The 17,656-nt window shown below is 44.6% G+C and carries 18 protein-coding genes, 2 pseudogenes and 1 riboswitch; of the genes and pseudogenes, 9 read left to right on the top strand and 11 right to left on the bottom strand.

Annotated elements, in window-relative coordinates:
* Window positions 1-250: 250 nt before the first annotated feature.
* Window positions 251-964 (top strand): beta-glucanase, encoded by a 714-nt coding sequence (gene bglS, locus AC0WRU_RS04635; RefSeq protein WP_476127423.1) that lies wholly within the window; start codon window positions 251-253, stop codon window positions 962-964.
* A 198-nt stretch (window positions 965-1,162) separates the two neighbouring features.
* Here bglS and AC0WRU_RS04630 read toward each other — a convergent pair whose 3' ends face one another.
* Entirely contained in the window at window positions 1,163-1,498 is a 336-nt protein-coding gene (locus AC0WRU_RS04630) for a hypothetical protein (RefSeq protein WP_476127422.1), read from the bottom strand.
* 263 nt (window positions 1,499-1,761) lie between these two features.
* Here AC0WRU_RS04630 and AC0WRU_RS04625 point away from each other — a divergent pair, with 263 nt between their 5' ends.
* Together AC0WRU_RS04625 and AC0WRU_RS04620 are read left to right on the top strand one after the other, a co-directional pair.
* Complete coding sequence (locus AC0WRU_RS04625) at window positions 1,762-2,445, top strand: hypothetical protein (protein WP_476127421.1); 684 nt, start codon at window positions 1,762-1,764, stop codon at window positions 2,443-2,445.
* A 151-nt stretch (window positions 2,446-2,596) separates the two neighbouring features.
* Window positions 2,597-2,866, top strand: coding sequence for a hypothetical protein (locus AC0WRU_RS04620; protein WP_476128569.1), 270 nt, complete (start codon window positions 2,597-2,599; stop codon window positions 2,864-2,866).
* Window positions 2,867-2,945: 79 nt separating this feature from the next.
* On the opposite strand, the gene AC0WRU_RS04615 is transcribed toward AC0WRU_RS04620, so the two are convergent.
* Together AC0WRU_RS04615 and AC0WRU_RS04610 are read right to left on the bottom strand one after the other, a co-directional pair.
* Window positions 2,946-3,944 (bottom strand): glycosyltransferase, encoded by a 999-nt coding sequence (locus AC0WRU_RS04615; RefSeq protein ID WP_476127420.1) that lies wholly within the window; start codon window positions 3,942-3,944, stop codon window positions 2,946-2,948.
* Window positions 3,945-3,987: 43 nt separating this feature from the next.
* On the bottom strand, window positions 3,988-5,034 hold the full coding sequence (locus tag AC0WRU_RS04610) for a phosphotransferase family protein (protein ID WP_476127419.1): 1,047 nt from the start codon (window positions 5,032-5,034) through the stop codon (window positions 3,988-3,990).
* A gap of 258 nt (window positions 5,035-5,292) precedes the next feature.
* On the opposite strand from AC0WRU_RS04610, the gene AC0WRU_RS04605 reads away from it, so the two are divergent.
* Window positions 5,293-5,865: a shikimate kinase gene (locus tag AC0WRU_RS04605; RefSeq protein ID WP_476127418.1), complete on the top strand. Its 573-nt coding sequence runs from the start codon at window positions 5,293-5,295 to the stop codon at window positions 5,863-5,865.
* A gap of 100 nt (window positions 5,866-5,965) precedes the next feature.
* Here the strand turns inward: AC0WRU_RS04605 and aroD are convergent, their stop codons facing one another.
* Entirely contained in the window at window positions 5,966-6,730 is a 765-nt protein-coding gene (aroD, locus tag AC0WRU_RS04600) for a type I 3-dehydroquinate dehydratase (protein ID WP_476127417.1), read from the bottom strand.
* A 154-nt stretch (window positions 6,731-6,884) separates the two neighbouring features.
* Here aroD and AC0WRU_RS04595 point away from each other — a divergent pair.
* Both AC0WRU_RS04595 and AC0WRU_RS04590 read left to right on the top strand, forming a co-directional pair.
* Window positions 6,885-7,097: pseudogene (locus AC0WRU_RS04595) on the top strand (quinate/shikimate dehydrogenase); the annotation flags it as partial.
* A gap of 142 nt (window positions 7,098-7,239) precedes the next feature.
* On the top strand, window positions 7,240-7,602 hold the full coding sequence (locus tag AC0WRU_RS04590) for a cupin domain-containing protein (protein WP_476127416.1): 363 nt from the start codon (window positions 7,240-7,242) through the stop codon (window positions 7,600-7,602).
* Window positions 7,603-7,939: 337 nt separating this feature from the next.
* Here the strand turns inward: AC0WRU_RS04590 and AC0WRU_RS04585 are convergent, their stop codons facing one another.
* From AC0WRU_RS04585 to desA, 6 genes are all read right to left on the bottom strand, one after another.
* Entirely contained in the window at window positions 7,940-8,941 is a 1,002-nt protein-coding gene (locus AC0WRU_RS04585) for a Gfo/Idh/MocA family protein (protein WP_476128568.1), read from the bottom strand.
* Between the two features lie 206 nt (window positions 8,942-9,147).
* Window positions 9,148-9,789 carry a deoxynucleoside kinase gene (locus AC0WRU_RS04580; RefSeq protein WP_476127415.1) on the bottom strand — a complete coding sequence of 214 codons (642 nt, stop codon included), beginning with the start codon at window positions 9,787-9,789 and terminating at the stop codon, window positions 9,148-9,150.
* Window positions 9,786-10,409, bottom strand: a complete 624-nt coding sequence (locus AC0WRU_RS04575; protein ID WP_476127414.1) for a deoxynucleoside kinase — start codon at window positions 10,407-10,409, stop codon at window positions 9,786-9,788. Before AC0WRU_RS04575 ends, AC0WRU_RS04580 begins: the two co-directional genes overlap by 4 nt.
* Before the next feature lie 170 nt (window positions 10,410-10,579).
* Window positions 10,580-11,179: a response regulator transcription factor gene (locus AC0WRU_RS04570; RefSeq protein WP_025683815.1), complete on the bottom strand. Its 600-nt coding sequence runs from the start codon at window positions 11,177-11,179 to the stop codon at window positions 10,580-10,582.
* Complete coding sequence (locus AC0WRU_RS04565) at window positions 11,176-12,309, bottom strand: sensor histidine kinase (protein WP_476127413.1); 1,134 nt, start codon at window positions 12,307-12,309, stop codon at window positions 11,176-11,178. The genes AC0WRU_RS04570 and AC0WRU_RS04565 overlap by 4 nt, the downstream gene beginning before the upstream one ends.
* A 72-nt stretch (window positions 12,310-12,381) precedes the next feature.
* Window positions 12,382-13,437: a Delta(5) desaturase DesA gene (gene desA / locus AC0WRU_RS04560; RefSeq protein ID WP_476127412.1), complete on the bottom strand. Its 1,056-nt coding sequence runs from the start codon at window positions 13,435-13,437 to the stop codon at window positions 12,382-12,384.
* A 218-nt stretch (window positions 13,438-13,655) separates the two neighbouring features.
* A riboswitch (ZMP/ZTP riboswitch) is annotated at window positions 13,656-13,740 on the top strand.
* A gap of 113 nt (window positions 13,741-13,853) precedes the next feature.
* Here desA and AC0WRU_RS04555 point away from each other — a divergent pair.
* The 3 genes from AC0WRU_RS04555 to AC0WRU_RS04545 all read left to right on the top strand — a co-directional run bounded on the left by AC0WRU_RS04555 (window position 13,854) and on the right by AC0WRU_RS04545 (window position 17,029).
* Window positions 13,854-14,720 carry a bifunctional 5,10-methylenetetrahydrofolate dehydrogenase/5,10-methenyltetrahydrofolate cyclohydrolase gene (locus AC0WRU_RS04555; protein ID WP_476127411.1) on the top strand — a complete coding sequence of 289 codons (867 nt, stop codon included), beginning with the start codon at window positions 13,854-13,856 and terminating at the stop codon, window positions 14,718-14,720.
* Window positions 14,717-15,352 carry a cyclodeaminase/cyclohydrolase family protein gene (locus AC0WRU_RS04550; protein ID WP_476127410.1) on the top strand — a complete coding sequence of 212 codons (636 nt, stop codon included), beginning with the start codon at window positions 14,717-14,719 and terminating at the stop codon, window positions 15,350-15,352. Before AC0WRU_RS04555 ends, AC0WRU_RS04550 begins: the two co-directional genes overlap by 4 nt.
* A gap of 171 nt (window positions 15,353-15,523) precedes the next feature.
* Entirely contained in the window at window positions 15,524-17,029 is a 1,506-nt protein-coding gene (locus AC0WRU_RS04545; RefSeq protein WP_476127409.1) for a stalk domain-containing protein, read from the top strand.
* 298 nt (window positions 17,030-17,327) lie between these two features.
* On the opposite strand, the pseudogene AC0WRU_RS04540 reads toward AC0WRU_RS04545, so the two are convergent.
* A pseudogene (locus tag AC0WRU_RS04540) lies at window positions 17,328-17,435 on the bottom strand (LacI family DNA-binding transcriptional regulator); the annotation flags it as partial.
* Between the last annotated feature and the right edge of the window lie 221 nt (window positions 17,436-17,656).

The raw sequence follows: 17,656 nt of genomic DNA, 5'->3' as shown, positions 1-17,656 counted from the left end.
CTCTAGTTATCGGCATGAGCAGCGGCCCAGCGGTGCATTTTTAAACCACAACTTGATAAAATTTAGTTTTTTAAAAATTATGTTTCGAGCGTTAAGTTTGCTATAGTGTACGCCTCAATTTCAGACTACAATGAAGATACCAAATATGGAAGCGTTTTATATTTGTCCGGTAAGATGGCCAATACTTGAAATAATGTATCATTGTCAGCCATTTCTTTCATGTTTGGTCAATCTTTTATGGAGGTGTAAAATGAAGAAGAAATCTTGGTTTACTTTAATGGTCACGGGCATTGTCTCTCTGTTTTTTTCGGTAAGCGTTTATGCGGGGAATGTTTTTTGGGAACCACTTAATGGTTTCAATTCTGGTGCATGGCAAAAGGCGGACGGATATTCCAATGGGAACATGTTTAATTGCACTTGGCGTGCCAATAATGTCAATTTTACGAACGATGGCAAGATGAAGCTTGGCTTAACGAGTTCTGCGTACAATAAATTTGACTGCGGAGAGTATCGATCGACGAACACTTACAGATACGGCTTATACGAGGTCAGCATGAAGCCTGCTAAAAATACAGGGATCGTATCTTCCTTTTTTACGTATACGGGACCTACTGATGGCACGCAATGGGATGAAATAGATATTGAATTTTTAGGCAAAGACACGACAAAAGTGCAATTCAACTATTATACAAACGGGGTCGGTGGTCATGAGAAGATTATCGATCTGGGCTTTGATGCATCTAGAGGCTTTCACACCTATGCATTCGATTGGCAGCCAGGATACATTAAGTGGTATGTTGACGGGGTTCTAAAGCATACAGCAACTACGAACATACCGAGCACGCCAGGCAAGATTATGATGAATTTATGGAATGGCACTGGTGTTGACGACTGGCTAGGTCCATATAACGGAGCGAATCCGCTATACGCCGAATACGATTGGGTAAAATACACGAGCAATTAGCCCGTAGTACAAAAGCAGCCCTGTAGTGGCTGCTTTTTTTGATGATGCATTGATTCAGCCATGTTCCGGCCATGAAGAAAATCGCTGAAAGTCTATTCAAAGCTAGCGATCACCGATGCGCAGCTTGAATATAATCAGGTATTTAATAAATCCCCAGTTTAACCCATACGTTTGCGGGTGGTGTCAGCGACGCTGGTACTACCCCGTATAATCCAGAAACAATTGTTGTTCCACTTTTATTTTCTCATGATATGCATATCGGGTAGCACCTATTTTGTACATCAAATGAAGATATTCTTTGCTCATAGGTAGGCTGGTTTTTAAACTGTTCGGAGTCTGCATAGAGCGATCCAGATTGAGGAAATGACGAAGCGCATCGTTACGATCCATAGCGGTGAACACTCGAATTTTGACCTGTCTTGATGTGTTTCGGTAAACGACGCTATTTTCAATGAGTAATTGGTTCATTTGAATTTCTTTCCTCATCGCTTCAAGTACATCTGTTTTTGCAAGTTCCATTATAGCTCCGTCCAACTTCCTCTCTCCCGTCCTCGTTCAAGTACAATTATGTTTCAGTTAACCATTCTCTATTTTATAAAAAATATCGTATGTTAATAAAAATCCGATGATACTTGGATACTTGCTCATCGGGTTTTTATTACAAATATTATCTTTAAAGTAAAAAATATTGTTTTATTACGGGGGACAGATACAATGGGAAATATAGTAAGTTGTAGTTTATTTGCAGTTTAACTTGCAGTTTGATTGCAGTTCATTTAGAATGGAGGCATAAAGAGGTGAATATGGTGGCGTTATCAACAGAGGATAAAATAATATTCGAAAACTTCATAACTGAATCTTCACGATCCCCGGAGAAAGCAGAAGTTATTTTGAAGATTTTTCATAACATCGCTGTGAGATTTAATGCGTTACCTGCAAACTTGGAATCAGAAATTACTGAAATCATTCAGTTCGGACGTGTAGGCGATGAGAACTTAGATATCCTTACAAAAGGTTTAAAGGACGTAAGCGCTAGTATACTTACTCTGGCGGAGGAAGAAATATCACCCTCATATTCGACAGGGCAGTTAGCTAAAATGTTTAGAGTTAGTATATCAACTATTAACAACTGGATTGCCGCAAAACGATTTGTAGGATTCGTCAGAGAGGAAAAAAATAAACAGGCCCGAATTAACGCTCGAACCTTGTGGATTTCCCCTACAGGAGAACACATTTCCTTGAAGGAAGTAGCTACATTATACAAAGAAAACCAAACCAAGTTAAACATGGATAAGACCGAATCTCAAATAAATCACATTCGTTATTCTGTAGATATGATCAATTTTTATGAAGAACGATATGGTAATTCGTTCGAACATGTGCTTAAAGAGAAAGGAGAACCAAGTATGTCTAATGATTTTAAATGGTCAAGAGAAGGTAAAGAGTGGCGAGCTTTTCTTCAAGAAATCAGCCCTAATTGATAGGAAATCCTGCTTCAAACTTGGAGTTATTGAAAAGAACCTTCGGGGATGCCATTTCGCTTGTTCGAGATACAGATAGCACTGGCAAGACAAGTACCGCGCTTACGCCCAGCGAGCGACCCTTGTTTTTGTAGATGACTCCAAGTTATACATAACTGAACATATACGACACGGTGTGATTACACACTATTACTACGATTGGATTAGCAAAGACGATAAACAGGTTCTAGCTAAATTCCACTGTGAACCACATCAAGATGAGGATTATCAAACTACAACAGAGCCCTACCACATTCACTCGCCTGAGTACTCAAAGTTAACGAACCAAACCCGCTTTGCTAACCATTCATTTACTAGCTTATTTGCCATAGTAGAAGGTATATTTTTATTTCATATTATCCCCAATAAACCACATATTTAGAATTCAAAAAGGAGAGGGTAACCCCCTCTTCCTTTTACTTATTCAAACGATGGCTTTTAAATTCTGCGACGTTACCTGCTCAGCTTAACCAATTCTCAAAAAAGTCCCGATACCCCTGCTTCATCACCTTGCTCGAAAACTTCTCCATGGCATACGACTGATTTTCCGTGGAAACCCGACGAGGTGAGGCGGCAGCCATATTGACCAGCTCGAACCAGTTTTTCTCATTGCCCGAAAAAGAGTGTGTGGAGCTAATATGTCCGTAGCAAGGATGCTCAGGCTTCACGACGATTTTCCCCATAGCCAGCGCTTCGGTCAGCGGCATCGCAAACGTGTCGAATTTGGAGCAGCTCCAGTATACTTTGGCCGTATTCATCAGCGCGAATACCTCATCCTGCGTCAACGCAAATTGAAGCTTCACATTGTTAGGGATATCGTACTTCTTCATGCTTTCCTTGTAGCGTTCCCCGCCAAACACCATGTAAACTTCCTTATCGGGATTATGCCGCGCATACTCCAGTACCAGATCAGGACGCCGATTCTCTTCATCCCTTCCGATCCACATCACCCGATTCTCCACCACCTGCGACGGGTTAAAATGCTTTTCCACCAGCCGCTCATTAAACCCAATCGGGATAACTGTCACATCCGTTACACCAAATTTGGATGCCATCTCCTGCTTGAGAAAATCAGTCTGCACAATAGCCTTGTCCACAATCTGATAAAAAGGCTTCATCATCTCATATCCAGTAAGCGCCGGGTCCGGAAAACTGTGCGGAAAAAGCACGCTTTTTTTAAAAAACATATTCAAATATGTAAAGCCGGATACCGTATAAATAACATGCTCAATCTGCTGCCCATGAAGCTGGTCGAGTACCACGTCATAATTGACCAGATCGCCCTTTTCATGCTCATAGCCTGGAAGCCAATCATGGCTGCTGACATGGCGCTCCGGTGACACAAATACGATGTCCACGCCCAGCTCCAGCCCGATCTGCTTCAGACGTTCCGCAAAAATACGCGGGCCCTGCGCTTCGGCAAACTGTATTTTTCTCATGACCAAACCGACTTTTTTCATGTATGTCCCCACCCTTGTTTACGATCTGTACACACTCTGTAATTCAAGCTCTTGATTTACACCGTCTGGCTTGTCCCCATTCCAGCATCGCTGCGCATTGGTTCAAACAGGCTAACGCCTCGCCCCGTTGGGCTTCTAATTGCTCTTTTGACCATTTATCACTGTTTATATGCAATTTCGTTCCGATCTTTCGCAAATCACTTTCAATTAACAACAGCATCCACAGTGAAAATACCACGGCAAACATGCTGTATTCTTGCATAAATGTGCCCCGCTCCAGTCCTGCTCCCAGCAGCTCCATCTGCTCCAAATACCTGTCCAGCAAGCAAATTCGCAAGTCGGACGTCATACGCCGGGGAAACAACGGATGGGACATGTCGAGCAGATGATACACATCCCAAAGCGGTGTGTTCAAATGGGTATGCTCCCAATCCAGCACCATCAGCCGTTCCCCACTTAGCGCATAGTTTCCCGGATGAAGGTCACCATGAGACAGCACAAGCTGCGGTGAAAAAGCGAACCGCTCCAACTGTGCATACATACGCTGCACCTGCTGTTTAGGAACTCCTAACGAGCTGCAAAGCTTCAACACATCAAGCTGACGTATGTACAGCTCAGCAACCAAATCTTGAATAAGCGGCTTCGGTCCTCGCAGTGTAATTCCGGTAAAACGATCCGTTGGCAAAGCATGCCACCCTGCTACAAGTCCAACCGCTTGCAACATGACTTCTTTATCATGCAGATGATCTAATGGACCAAGGTCCTCAAAAATCATCCACTCCCCACTGCCATCTTCCCCCGAATCAGACCAGGCAAGCAAGCGGGGATAAACCGTCGGTAGTGAAGGAAGTACATGCTCATACACCCATCTCTCTCGGCCTTCTTGCTCATCATTGGTTAACGGCTTGAACACATAGCTCTCAGAAGGTGACACGTAAAAACGTTCAACATGCCGACCATTTGTACCTGTATATAAAACTTCCCGACTCCATACCTGCGTATCATTCAAAGTACCGTCAACATTCACATATGGATGAAATAGATTCATAGCTTCCCAACTTTTTTGTATAAAATGTAATAGCACGATCATATCACAGTACTCGTTCTGAACGAAGCCCGGCTTGTCCCATCAGACCCAAGCGAACTGTTGGACACGTATCACCACCTTCGTACAATGAACCCATTGACCGACACACGTCTGTGAAATGGTAATCAGAACCTTTTTCGTCCTATACCTCGTTTTTGATGTGATCTATACTATTGAATGACACGTTTGATGAACGTATAATGTATTTAGTGCTTTGAAGCGTTACATCTCAACATTACTGGTGAGAAAAGAGTGGTTATAGTGCAAAACAAGAGTGAGATTCCATTAAGAGAACAGAATATTGTGCTCATTGGCTTTATGGGTGTAGGCAAAACAACGATCGGTTCCCATCTCGCGCGCAAGCTGTATCGGGACTTTGTGGATATTGATCAGGAGATTGAACAAGAGTACAACATGCCGACAACAGAAATTTTCAAAACATATGGAGAAAAAGGCTTCCGCGAGATTGAAAAAGACCATATTCTCAAACTTAGCAGCAATACCCGCTTGAAAGTCATTTCGATTGGCGGCGGTGCTTTTTTACAAGAAGAGGTTAAACAGGCTTGTTTGGCTTCATCTATCGTCTTCTTTTTAGATTTAAATTGGGAATCCTGGAAGGAACGACTCAAGATGCTCATCGATACCCGTCCCAATCTGCAAAACAAGAATTTGGAGGAAATCGAAGCTCTTTTCCGTTCCAGACAGGACATTTACGCGGTGAATCACTCCAAGATCGATACGGATCAGTTGGATGCGGAAGAAGTCGCAGACTATATTATCCAAACTCTAAATCTGGGTTGGGAGTTGTATGAACCTACTCGGGGATTGAATTAGAGTTACAAAAAGGAGGGCTCCAGCATGCTTATCACATGGGGGCCTTCCTTTTTTGTTCACTGCGGATACCTTGCTTGCTGGCAGTAATGCCATGCGTCTTTTAAGAATGACTATGCAGTACCGTCAATATCTCTCTCAGTTCAGTGACAGGTATCTGCCCCGGCGCGGAAGCTTTCTTAGCGGCACCAAAGGTTAAAGCCGAACCAAACAGCTCTCCGGTCAGACGGCTCACGACACCTTTTCCTGCCATCGACATCGTAATAATAGGCCGGTCTGCATATTCCTCTGCCATGGTACGCGTGGCATCCAGCAAGGTCAGCACATCGGCCGTACTTGTCGGCATGACCGCTATTTTAGGCAGATCGCCTCCCAGCTCCTGCGCCTTACGCAACCGAGATACGATTTCCTCCTTCGGGGGTGTCTTCTGGAAATCGTGGTTGGATATAATCACGGATACATTATGCTTATGCGCAGCTTCCACCAGCGCCTTCACATCGGCTTCGTCATTAAAAAGCTCCACATCAATGATATCTACCTGTCCCGATTCGGCTGCCATGCGGTTCAACTCCACATAACTCGCCGTACTGATTTCCTTTTCCCCGCCTTCCCGGGCGCTGCGGAACGTAAAGACGAGCGGAATATTCGCCAAGATGGACCGGATTTCAATCAAGGCAGTCTTCACCTTCTCCAAATCCTCTACATGCTCGAAAAAATCGACTCTCCATTCCACGATATCCAGGTCGAGTGTACGCAAATAGGCAGCCTCTTCCTTCAGTTGCTCCAACGTTTCTCCCACCATCGGAACACAGATTTTAGGCGCGCCTTCACCGATCAGAACATCCTTCACTTTAACGATTTTTGCCATATCTAACTCACTCCCAAATCACAGTTTTAAGTCGAGCATTTACAATATTTCATAGTATAACGCATTCTGAATAAGCCTGCTGATGATTAGGTTCAGCCTGCCCTACTATTCCGTTTTCAGCACGATACCCAACACATTCACAATAATAGCCAGCATGAAACCACTGGAAGGAAAAAGCGTGCTTGAAGATGTATCATACAGCCCGGCTAAATCCAAGTTGATGGAACAAGCCGAATCCGTAGGTGCAACAGCCATTAACGGTCTGGGCATGATGCTGTGGCAGGGCGCACTTGCTTTCGAGCTGTGGACAGGCCAGGAAATGCCGGTCTCTTATATCAAAGAACAGCTGTTTGCGGACCGACTGTAAGACTTAAAGTTACTATAATACTCAAAAGAGACTATATCCGGCGAATGATCGTTTCAGCCCCCTATATTTGCGTGGAAATTTCTAGCCACTTATCCGTCTCTCTGTTATACTATTGCAGCATCTACTAGAGGAGGGATCTTTCATGATTGAAAAGGTAAATTTGTTGTCCAAATTTGATCAGATTCAAGAATATTACAGCCCCCGCATCGTTGCCAATGTAAATGATTCAGCCGTTAAAATCGTTAAAGTCAAAGGTGAATTTCTATGGCATCACCATGATGATTCCGACGAATTATTCCTTGTCATTAAAGGGAAATTGACTATAAAACTACGCGATAAGGATATACACCTGAACGAAGGTGAAATGGTGGTTATCCCTAAAGGCGTAGAGCATATGCCTTTTGCAGAAGAAGAGGCTTATGTTGCTCTTATTGAACCTGGCGATTTATTGAATACCGGCAATGTTCAAAATGAACGCTCCGTTCATCATGTGGACAACATTTAAACGTTGAACCTGTTAATAGCATTATGTACGTTTTACCAGCTTCCGAACAGGGCGTAAGTATTACAAGCACAACAGCAGACGTCCCCTAAGAGAATGAAAAGGATATCCATGCAGCCAACAAGACTGCAGGATATCCTTTTATGCTATTCATACTAAGGCTTCCTCTCCCTTGGCAAAGCCAGCCGCTTCCCGAAATTCCACCGTATGAGCGATGAGATCACAGCAGCTTACACTTTTGCGCATATAAAACCAAATAAGGCCGACCGGATGTTTGCAAAGTTTGCAAAACCGGCAGCCCTGTTTCCCTGTTCTAGGGTATCGTTAAATCACAAACCAACTAATGTGCAGACGTATTTCTCAAATCCGCTTCAAATCGAAGGCCAATCTGCTGTCTTGCATCCTCCATCACTTCGGCGACTGCGAGTGAACATTCCAGTGAGTTAATGGAGCTATTGCGTTCTCCGCTTTTAATCAGATCAATAAACTCCTGAATTTCATAATACATCGGTTCGCGCGTCTGTGCTTTCGTCAAATCCTCAATCGTGCCGTCCCGATAATGAATTTTCACCTCATACGGTTGGCTGATTTTATCAATCACCATCGTTCCATTTTCACCCTGAATTTCGGCAGGTAAATATGAATCGGTAATTTTGGAATGCATCACGACGGCATCCATATCCGGATATCGCATAGCAATGCTACCTTCCCCATCTACACCAGAGGACAGGAGCACGCCAACCGCGCGAACTTCCTCCGGTTTGCCGAACAATGCCACCATAGGATACAGGCAATAAATCCCAAGGTCCATCAATGAGCCATTCGAAAAAGCCGGATTAAAGGCATTCAACACTTTTCCTTGCTTAAAAGCATCAAAACGTGATGAATATTGACAATAACTTGCAAAATAACGCCTAACACGGCCTATTTTATACATATGGTCTTTAACAATTTTAAAGTTTGGCATAAGCGTAGATTTAATGGCCTCCATTAGCAAAACATCATTGTTGCGCGCAGCCTCAATCATGCTCTGCACCTCCGTTGCATTGGAGGCAAATGGCTTCTCACACAGTACGTGCTTTCCGTGATTCATACACACAATCGCCTGCTCCGCATGCAAGGAGTTGGGACTGGCAATGTATACGGCATCCACCTGATCACTTGCAGCCATTTGCTCCAAGTCTGTAAATACCTCCGGATGGCTGTTGTTCTTGGCAGCAAAAGCTTTGCCTTTATCCTCTGTTCGTGAGTACACCGCCGTCAGGGCAAATTCGTCCGTCTCTACCGCGGCTTGAATAAACCTCTCCGTTATCCAGTTTGTTCCAACAATACCAAAACGTATCACAGTATCCCATCCTTCCCCGTGAGTCATTTACATTTAATATATGTATCTATTCTCGCATTCTAGCTTAAGCTTGTCCACTATACAGTTAAGCATACTTCGTCCTTGGAAATAATCTCTATTCGACACAAAAAGACTGCGGTCATCAGGCCAAGTTCATCTCTGATTGTACCACAGTCCTTGTATGTTTATTGGGTTTTATACCTCTATCTTTTAGAAATTACCTTGCCTACCTCTACCAAAATGGTGTCCATGGAAGCTGGGTCATGCACGTCATATTCATCAATGTTCAGACGCAGCACAGGACAGGCATCGAACTCGTTGATCCAGTTGGAATACCTGCGATACATTTGCTCCCAATAAGATCGCTCTGTCTGAATCTCCATTTCACGACCGCGCTCCTCGATCCGGCTCAGTATGGATGGCAAGCTGCCTTCCAGATAGACCAGTACATCCGGGTGCGGAAAAAATGGCGTCATCACCATCGCCTCAAACAGACTGGTATACGTTTCATAATCCGTAGGGTTCATCGTCCCCTGATCGGCATGCATTTTCGCAAAAATTCCTGTGTCCTCATAAATCGAACGGTCCTGCACAAAGCCTCCACCGGACAAGAAGATGTTTTTTTGCTCCTTGAAGCGCTCGGCCAGAAAATAAATTTGCAGATGAAAGCTCCATCTTTCGAAATCGTGATAAAACTTCTCCAAATATGGATTATGATCTACCTTTTCCAATGAGGTTTTAAAGCCCAGGCGTTCAGCTAGAGCCCCCGTCAGCGTGGATTTACCCACACCTACCGTACCCGCTACCGTAATCAGGGCATTCGCGGGGATGTTGTAATTATTCATTGTATAAGCTCCTTTACATCGGAAACAATCTGTTCAAATTGTGCTCGGTTTTCTACAAAATCAATCTCATTCCCGTTAACGGTCAATATCTTGGGAAAAGGAACCTGTTCAGCGAGGAATTGTATGCCTTTATCATAATCGATAATAAGTTGCTCCAGATAGGCTGGGTCCATCTCCTGTTCAAAGGAGCGCGCCCGTTTGCGAATTCTGCCCAGCAACGTATCCAGATCGGCTTTAATGTAGATGATCACGTCCGGCTTAGGCATATCGTCGGTGAGCAGATGATAGATTTGGCGATATTTTTTAAGCTTCACACCCTTTAGGGTCCGCTCAGCAAAAATGAGGTTTTTATAAATATGATAGTCGGAAATAACAGGCTGTGCCTTCTCGATATATTGCAGGCCGGTATCCTCCAGTTGCTTGTACCGATTGCAGAGAAAGAACATTTCCAGTTGGAAGCTCCACTCATCTATATTTTGATAAAATTTATCGAGAAACGGGTTCTCCTCAACAATCTCTTTAATAATCGGCATATGCAGCTCCGTTGAAAGCATCGAAGCCAAAGTCGTTTTTCCTGCTCCGATCGGCCCTTCAACAGCTATAAATGGGGCTTGTTTCATGTGGTTCCGTTCCTCCTTGTACTTCGGTCCATCCCATGGACAGCTATCCTATTGTATCACAAGGAAGTAGGCTAAAGGCATATCAAATCTACGAATAAAACAACAAAACAGGGTAGCTATGTCTTCCTTCATAGCTACCCTGTTTCTCCTTGGACATTTCTGTCTGCCGTTTATTTAAACCAGCCTTTTTCATTAAAGCGCGTAATCGCCTCAATCCGGTTGCTGACACCCAGCTTATCCAGAATGACTGAAATGTAATTGCGCACCGTCCCTGTCGTCAGGTACAGCTCACCGGCAATCTCTTTGGTGTTCTTCCCGTCAGCAATGAGCGCCAAGACGGTCTTCTCACGCTCGGTCAGCGGGTTAACTTCAGCATAAGCATCATCGACCAGCTCCGGAGCATAAATGCGGCGGCCTGCCATAATACTTCGAATCGAAGAAGCCAGTTCTTCACTGGGACTGTCCTTGAGCAGATAACCGTGCGTACCTGCCTTGATGGCCCGTTCAAAATATCCGGGACGGGCAAACGTGGTCAGAATCAGCACCTTGCAATTCAAGCCCTTAAGTTCCTCAGCCGCATCCAATCCGCTCTTGATTGGCATTTCGATATCCATGATGCATATATCCGGCTGATGCAGCTTGACCAGTTCTAAAGCCTCTTCCCCGTTGCTTGCTTTTCCGACTACTTTCATGTCCTCTTCCAAGTCCAGCAGGGAGGCCAAAGCACCCAGCAGCATACGCTGGTCTTCCGCAATGACGATTCGAATCATGGCCCCACCTCCTCATTTGGCTTTTTAGTGATATTCGGCACTTTAATGATCAGGGCCGTTCCCTGATCTGAACGCAGTTCCATACAGCCATTCACAAATTCGAGCCTTTCCTTCATCCCTTTCAGACCATTCCCCCGAAAGGCTGCACTTTCTCCCGTAACGCCGACTCCATTGTCCTGAACCCGAAGGGTTAGCTCCTTACGAGACGGCTCAATGGTAATGGAGCAGGCTGTAGCGCCACTGTGCTTCACCACATTGGTCACCGCCTCTTTCATGCACATACTAAGCACATTCTCGTTCATCAAAGACGTATGCTCCAGCTTTGGGTCACCCTCCAAGGTGAATTCAATGTGAGCAGCCTTTAAAATCTGCCGAATACGCAGTAATTCATCCTCTAATCGCATACCTCGCATCTGAGTGACCATTTCCCGCACTTCTTTTAACGCACTTCTCGCCGTAAGACGAACATCGTTAATTTCAGCGTGAGCCCGCTCTGGGTATTGATCCATCAGCTTGCCAGCCAAATCACTTTTCAATCCGATGAGTGACAGCTTCTGACCGAGAGTATCATGCAGGTCGCGTGCAATTCTTTGCCGCTCCTCCAGCTTAATCAATTCCGATATTTTCTTATTGGCATCCTCCAATTGCACTTGCAGCCGATCACTTTTATTTCGGTTAAAAGTGGTTATCGGAATCAAGATTACACCAAGCAGATTCAGCAGAATAAAAGGAAGCTGCTTAATAAAAACAGGATCTTGAGCTACGAAGCCGTAATTGATCAATCCAATGGTACAGACCATCAGAACAATATACAGTGTAGTGAATGCGGCCTTGCTTTTGATATTACCAATCAGAAAAGCGATAAATATGGAAAAATACATATAGCTGAATAACAGCGTCATGGTTATGGATATCGCAATCTGTACACTGGTCCAGAAGTAGATCAGCCAGCCTTGAGAGACAAAAGCCAGTACATAACAAGCAAAAAACACTAAAATAATGGCGGTACCCAGCACAATATGGCTTGTAGATGAGGAGCTAAAATAATAGAAGGGCAGGATATAAAAGACGACCCATACATAAGGGTTAAGTCCCGTATTTCTTTGAAAAATCTGATACCATTTTTGCATCCTGCCCACCCTTTATCATTTCACTAATTCAGCTTATATTCCTTATCTTATCATACCGCGTTTCGTACAAAGTTATTTTCTTTCCGTGCTCACAACAGGTGTAGGGACGGGTTTCGTAACGGCAGCACGTTTGCTGAGCAACGGCTTCACTTGTTTAAAGGACAAAAAGGTTTTCGTGCTTTCATCCCAAAGCCGGAACTTCAGAGATTGCAGACTTGTGCTCACCGTGATAGTCGTCGCTTTTTGAAGCTGCGGGGTGGCATCATGCGCCTTCTCCAAATTGTAATTCGGCACCTTCGGACTCAAATGATGAACGTGATGGAAACCGATATTACCTGTAATCCATTGCAACACCTTAGGAAGCTTATAATAAGAACTGCCTTCTACGGCTGCGTTAATATAGCTCCACTCTTCATCATGTTCAAAATACGAATCCTCAAACTGATGCTGTACGTAAAACAACCAGATACCGAGCGCACCCGATACAAAAAAAACAGGTGCCTGTACCAAAACAAAAGCTTGCCAACCGATAGCCCAGCACAACAGTGCATACAATAAAACTAGAGATATATTCGTTACATGCGTATTTATTCTTTCCTTGCGTTTTGCCTTCTTTGTGTTAAAGCGATAGGAAATCAAAAAAGTGTAGATCGGACCGAGTCCGAACATCCCCCATGGACTCCGGTATATACGATAAGCCAGTCGTGTCCCTGCAGAAGCTTCTAGATACTCTTCCACCGTAAGCACCCACATATCACCTGTACCTCGTTTGTCCAGATTACTGCTGGTTGCATGGTGGATCGCGTGGCTATTTTTCCATTGGTCATACGGGCAAAGTGTAATAACACCTGTAATCGTGCCCACAATGTCATTCAGCCTGCGGCTTTTGAAGAACGATTGATGACCGCAATCATGAAAAATGATAAACGTTCGTATAACAAACCCGGAAGCAATAATAGTAATCGGAAGGGTCAGCCAATACGATACTGACAGACTAAGATAAGCGGCATACCATAGCAGGATCAGTGGACCCAGGGTATTAATGAGTTGCAGAACGCTCGATTTCGTGTTTATTTTCTCATAGGGAGCCATATTTTTTTTCAATTGGGCTAATGGGAGTTGTGTCATACTTAATGTTGATCCTCCTTTAAAATGACGCCTGTACCTTGATCTCGTCAGGCGTACATGTTGATCTAACTCAGTATAAGGGGATACCTGTGTTCGATGTAGTCATAAACGTCAGTTCGGGAGTATGACATTTGTCATATAGACAAATAACATGACCTCTTTGCCAAATGTTCACGGCTTTCTTTTCGGAAGATTATTTGCTAAAATATAAGATATATAACGCTGTATGTGACTGGCGAAGTCAGTGGAATCAACCACGAGGGAGCATACAATGAAAGCGTGCCGTTCGCCTGGGAGAAGTATTTGCAGAGGATTCGTCTGTCGTGACGACCTTGTGCAAATACTTTTTTTCGTTTTAAAAGACCATAACACCCTGTTGATTCCATTATGCGATAAATTTAGAGGAGGTTCGAACTATGGCCATCATTATGAAATCCAAAGAAGCAGCTGAGCAAGTGTATGCAACGATCCGTACCAAGGTAGAACAAATGAAACAGCAAGGGCATCTCCCTCATTTGGCAACACTGTTGGTAGAAGGCGACCCTGCCTCTGCCTACTACGCCCGGACCAAGCAGAAAATAGCAGAGAAGCTGGGCATCTCCTTTCATCTTCATACCTTTGACCGCCATGTAAGCGAAGCCGAACTCCTTCACCTGATCGGCAGCCTGAATGAAGCCTCCCATATACATGGTATTATGCTGGAATTGCCTCTTCCCCAGCATCTATCCGCCTCCGTCATTAAACAATCCATCGCCCCGTACAAGGATATTGATGGAATTACCCCAGGTAACAAGCTGGCTACCGTTACAGGTGAAGCCGGATTGTATCCCGCTACCCCTCAAGCCTGTATCGAGCTGCTCAAGCATTACGGTCACACGTTGGCAGGCAAAAATGTCACCCTTGTCGGCATAGGACAGACGGTGGGACTCCCCCTTTTTCACATGCTGCAAAGAGAAAATGCCACCGTTACCGCCTGTCATGCAGGCACCCGTGATATTGCAGAGCATTTAAGTCATGCGGACATTGCTTTCGTGGCAGTCGGTTGCCCTGATGTGATTACGCAGGATATGGTCCATCCCGGCCTGATTCTGGTGGATGCAGGAATTAACGAGACGCTGGAGGGAAAAATAGTGGGGGATGCCGCTTCGGACGTTGGGGAAAAGGTACATGCGATTTCTCCGGTTCCCGGCGGTGTCGGCACATTAACGACTGCCATCTTGTACAAAAATCTGCTCAAAGCGATTGATCTGCAACAATACTCCCGAGAGGTGGTTTATTCATGAGTGAACTGTCGTGGAATGATTCCATTCGACATTTTCTGAAAGAAGCTGGAAGCGCAGCGCCTACCCCCGGCGGAGGAAGTGTATCCGCACTGGCAGCGGCACTGGGCGTGGCTATGACCTCCATGACCGCCAACCTTTCCCAAGGAGAAAAATACGTGCATGTTCATGGTCAAATCACTGAAGTGATTCATAGCATGGAAAATCTGTCTGCACGCTGTGAGGAGCTGATGACCGCAGACATTCAATCCTTTGAACAATACATGACCGCATTGCGCTTGCCCAAAGAAACAGACGAAGAAAAACGCTATCGCACCCATTCCCTACAGACCGCGGTGATCGCCGCCATTGAGGTGCCGATGCGTTTGCTGGAAGTATGCCGGGACGGAATGCAGCGTGCCTACAGTATTGTGGAACTGTCCAACAAAAATGTCATTTCTGATCTCGGCATAGGCGCGATTCTGTTCGAGGCTGCCGCCCAATCCGCCCTGCTGACCGTTGACATTAACCTTGCTTCACTGAAAGATTTGGATGCCAAACACGCCTATGAAGCGAAAACGGCTGCACTCATCCGTGAAATTGGACAAATCAAAGCTCAAACCTTATTGATCGTGCGTAGCCGAATAACGGGCTAAAAAATAACCTCCACATCCACTCTAAGCGTGGGTTTCTGGAGGTTATTTTATTCGAATTGATGTGTTTTGGAAAACTTTTCTATATATTCTTCGTCTATTGATAAGGAGATATCCCCCCCCAAGGTGTTATTTTCACCTTATATACATTGATGAAGAAATGAGGAAAAACGCATGAAAAGACGTACTCTGTTAATCAGTATGATCGCGTTGTTATTGTTCAGCTCCAGTGCATGGGCGGCTGGAGCTGAATCGACGTCCCGTATTCGCTCCTATGATTCCGGGAGTCTGATTCAATCCGATGGGAGCTTGTGGTTATGGGGCTATAATCAATCCGTACCGACTCGTGTAGAGGATAAGCCGAACGTTGTAAAAACATTTTCTAATATCTTTAACGAAGGTGACCTGGTATTTACTTTACAGGATCAATCCGCTTGGTATATACCCAGAAACAACATTTCTGAATCCGTGAAATTCATTCCTCTGGAAGGACTACAGAACCTCGCAGCTGTAAGTAGTTTAAATGATCATGTGCTTGCCCTGAGCACCGAAGGCAGCGTATATTCCGCTGATCGACTCGACAATGGCAGCATCTTTGGCCCTTTTCAAACCCTATCTGGCGTCGACGAGGTTGCAAATATAGACAGCTATTATGAAGAAAGACCGGAATATGAGGAAGGCTGGATTTTCTTAAAAAAAGACGGCAGTGTGTGGAAAAATACAAAAGGCTTGCAGGGTTTTAAACCTATTGCCTCATTAAAGAATATTACGGCAATCGCGAAAAACATAGCCTTAAAAAAAGACGGTACTGTATGGACATGGCCCAAGGAATTTGATACAAATGCCACCTTAACCGATACTGCAACTGCATCGCAGATTCAATCCTTAACAGGAATCCAAACGATCAAATCCAATAGTCGAACCCAGCTTGCGGTGGATCGGCAAGGTCGGCTGTGGTTCTGGGGTGCTACAGTCACAGGTTACTCGGATAATACAACCTATCACAACGAAAATACCCCTGTATTGTTAACAGGTATAAAGGATGTCAAAGACGTCTTTATCGTTGAGCGTTCCATTCTTGCACTGACCACAGAGGGGAATGTTTATGCAGCGTCCTTGGACGGAGAAAAATTATTACCGAATGCCCACTTTACATTACTTGCCCAAAATATTCAAAGCATCAAAGCAGGCTCCAGGCATGTAATCATGCAAAAAACAGACGGAACCCTGTGGGGCTGGGGGGTCAACAAACATGCGCAGCTTGGCATAGGGGATTATGAATTTCTCTACAGTACGCCGGTTCCTGTACAAAAGCCCATTCTCGTCCGCCTCAACGGCACACCTGTCCCGCTAAGTAACGGTGTTATCACCCGGAGCGGACAGGCGTTCATTCCCCTTCGTTCTGTTTTTGACAAGCTGGGGGCCGAGGTCACTTATGATTTTAACAGTAAAATAGCGAAAATTAATCAGTCCAAGACAGGAGCCAATCCCGTCTCTCTGCAAATTAATCTTAAAAACGGGCAGACAACGATGAACGGTAAAGTTGTGAAACTCACAAATCCTCCCTTCACTGTAAACGGCATTGGCTATCTTCCGCTCCGGCTGATCAGTGAGACGCTAGGGGCCAAAGTAGATTGGATTCAAAAAGAAGATACTATCGTCATTACGACGAAATCGTAAATCAAAAACCAGTCCAAACACGACTCTTGTTGGACTGGTTTTTTACCGCCTTGGCATTTATCTATAGAGCGGATATTTTTTCAAAAGCCGAAGTAACAAACTCTTTGTGCCTTTCTCGCATTCTCTGTTCCGTGCTTTATTATCTCCTTATCAGTTGCTTTATACACTGCCATCAACCTCTATATATCCCCTAATACATCGGGAAGATTTTTGTAATTTTCCGCAAGCCAGTTCACTTCTCTAGCGAATCGGATAGGAACAGCATGTGGGTCCATGTCGCCCGTGAACGTGATTCCCTTAATTTTGCGGCGGGTCGCTCATTGACATCATCGTACCCGTTAAGAGCTCTGGAGACCGTTGTGACGGAAACGCCGGCAACGCGCGCGATATCTTTAATTGTCGTCATCATTGTGCTCCTTACCCATCTTCCAAAACGTTTCGGAAGCAGCAGCCAAAATAAAAAACGATTTTTTTTCAACATATTAGCCCTCGCCTTGTCCAAAATCGCGCCGACCCTGTACATTCCATATGGCACAACGACTAACATTTACGATACGGTCAAGCTGTTCGGTGATACCTGACCAAATCATCCGATGAGTGGTTCAGCCTTATGAATCATTTGATTTC

The organism is Paenibacillus sp. 1-8, from assembly GCF_056316205.1.
The sequence above is the reverse complement of the archived record's forward strand: the minus strand, read 5'-3'. Positions and strand labels throughout refer to the sequence as shown.